The 972-nt window shown below is 30.5% G+C and carries 1 protein-coding gene; it reads right to left on the bottom strand.

What is annotated here, in order from left to right; all coding sequences use genetic code 11:
* Window positions 1-50: 50 nt before the first annotated feature.
* On the bottom strand, window positions 51-950 hold the full coding sequence (locus DNU06_RS17510; protein ID WP_111064794.1) for a hypothetical protein: 900 nt from the start codon (window positions 948-950) through the stop codon (window positions 51-53).
* Between the last annotated feature and the right edge of the window lie 22 nt (window positions 951-972).

Genomic DNA, 972 nt, shown 5'->3' on the forward strand with positions numbered 1-972 from the left:
AACGGCTGAATAAAAATAGGCATTTATGCCGAACAGCTTCGCTGTAATTTTTATTTTTGTGTTGTGTTTTCGTTTTTATTTTCAGTTAGTAGTTTTTCTAGTTCATTCAAAGCCGTATCATACTCTTCTTTAACAAATACTACTGGCTCTATATCTATATTATCATCTGGATTATCGTCAGTATCTTCATAGCCATCACCAAAAATAAAATCAGTCCAAATCACCACGGAATCTTTTTTTATTATTCTAAACATGTATGCTCCGCAACCTTCATCTGCACATTCAGAGCAAACATAAATAGAATGAAATCCATTTTCAAGCCATGTACTATTTGAGGATCTTAAATCACCAATCTCACCCAATTCAATATCTAAATTATCTCTCCATCCGAACTTTCCTATATTTTCTCCAATTCCTCCTAAAATTTCAGACAGAGATGTCCCATTAATAATAAAATCAATGTAGGAAGTTGTTCCATAAAAAGATTCTGGATTTCTACCTGTAAATTTTCTTTCAAAAGTCAACTTTGAATTCGCATCAACACTGCTATTTATTTTAGATACATAAATATCTTTTTCCTTTTTTCTAACAGCCAAAACTTGCTTTACAGCACTTATCAAATTATCGACTATCTTATTTGCATACTTTTTTCTGAAAAACTTTTTAGTCGTGATAATTGGCACAACTGCTATTTCTTGAATTTCAGATAGATTTAAATCATCCAGTGAATCAAATTCACCTAAATAAAACCAATTTTCTTTTCCATCCCATATTAACTGAATAGTATTGTTTGCCTTTTGATTACACCAGTGCAAAACTCTCGTTTCTATTCCTTCTTTAAAATGTTCGTCTTTTACAAGAGAATAACCAGAAGCTACAAGGATAAGATTTATTCTATTCTTAGCTAAATTCTGTATAAAATCGATATTTCTTCTAATGTAATTTAGCATACTTTATGAAACACAACGTTTG

The organism is Putridiphycobacter roseus (genome assembly GCF_003234935.1).
Lineage (GTDB): Bacteria > Bacteroidota > Bacteroidia > Flavobacteriales_D > Crocinitomicaceae > Putridiphycobacter > Putridiphycobacter roseus.

Coding starts and splice junctions, on each gene's coding strand:
- DNU06_RS17510 (WP_111064794.1), bottom strand. CDS start 950: ATGCTAAATTACATTAGAAGAAATATCGATTTTATACAGAATTTAGCT.